The 1,389-nt window shown below is 66.1% G+C and carries 1 protein-coding gene and 1 pseudogene; one reads left to right on the top strand and one right to left on the bottom strand.

The window, feature by feature from the left end:
• The first annotated feature begins 15 nt into the window (after nucleotides 1–15).
• Nucleotides 16–1,083 carry a UDP-N-acetylmuramate dehydrogenase gene (locus AHiyo1_RS01065; protein WP_059387334.1) on the top strand — a complete coding sequence of 356 codons (1,068 nt, stop codon included), beginning with the start codon at nucleotides 16–18 and terminating at the stop codon, nucleotides 1,081–1,083.
• Between the two features lie 20 nt (nucleotides 1,084–1,103).
• On the opposite strand, the pseudogene AHiyo1_RS01070 reads toward AHiyo1_RS01065, so the two are convergent.
• Nucleotides 1,104–1,389: pseudogene (locus tag AHiyo1_RS01070) on the bottom strand (hypothetical protein); the annotation flags it as partial.

Here is a 1,389-nt window from a genome sequence, read left to right on the forward strand (position 1 = left end):
CGCTAGGCTTGTTCGGTGACCCAGACGATGCTTTCCGAACTGACCACGGCCGCCGTTGGCGGCCCTGCCGGCACCTTTGTGGAGGCCCGCACCGAAGGGGAAATCATCGATGCCGTCCGTTCGGCGGACGCCGCGGGCGAGAAATTGCTCATCATCGGTGGGGGATCCAACCTTCTGATCTCGGACGCCGGATACCCGGGCACTGTGCTCAAGATCGCGTCGCAAGGCTTCACCGTGAACTCGGAGGATAGTTGCGGGGGCGTGTCCGTGGTGGTCCAAGCGGGGCACAACTGGGACGCCCTCGTGGAGCACTCAGTGCTGCATGCGTGGTCCGGACTGGAAGCCCTCTCTGGCATCCCCGGAGCCACCGGCGCCACTCCTGTGCAGAATGTGGGCGCCTACGGTGCCGACGTGTCCCAGACCATCGCAGCGGTCCGTACCTGGGACCGGGAACGCAACGCCGTGCAAACCTTCACCAACTCCGAGCTTAAGTTCGGCTACCGGGACTCCATCCTCAAACAGACCACCACCGAGGGCTCACCCCGTTACGTGGTGCTGACGGTTGAATTCCAGCTGCCGCTCGGACGCATGAGCGCGCCCATCCGCTACGCGGAGCTGGCCCGGTCCCTCGGAGTCGAGGCCGGGAAGCGCGCGTATTCCAACGACGTCCGGCGCGAAGTCCTGCGGCTGCGTGCCTCCAAGGGGATGGTCCTGGACGCTTCGGACAGGGACACGTATTCCACGGGTTCCTTCTTCACCAATCCGATTGTCCCGGCCGCAGCGGCCGCATCGCTGCCCGAGGGAGCGCCGAAGTACCCGGCTGGAAACGATGGCCTCGTCAAGCTGTCGGCGGCCTGGCTGATCGACCAGGCAGGCTTCGGAAAGGGCTTCGGACTCGATCCATCCAGCGTGTCCGGGGGCCGCGCCTCGCTGTCCACCAAACACACCCTGGCCATCACCAACAGGGGAGGAGCCAGCGCGGAGGACATGGTGGCGATCGCGCGCGAGGTGCGCCGCGGCGTCGTCGAGCGCTTCGGCATTGAACTGCACACGGAACCGCTACTGATCGGCCTCGCCCTGTAGGAACCCGAGGGCTATGCGCGTCAGCGCTTTCCGCTCGGGAGGACCTTGTTGAGCAACAGGAACGTCAGCCCGCAGCTGGCGGCCCCCAAGAGGAAGATCTGGCTGAACGCTATGCTCTGCGGCGACGGACCGCCGGGCGAAATCCAGCCGGCTGCCGCGAAGCCTGCCACGCCCAGGAGCATGACGACGGCGGCGAGCAGGAAGCTGCGCACTTGATCGTTGGCGCTTGCCTGGAACCCTGATTCGGGGTCGTCAACGTGCCGATCGGACGATGGCTGGCACGCGGCAGCAAGGCCTAGGAGGAGG

Source organism: Arthrobacter sp. Hiyo1 (assembly GCF_001263615.2).
GTDB lineage: Bacteria > Actinomycetota > Actinomycetes > Actinomycetales > Micrococcaceae > Arthrobacter.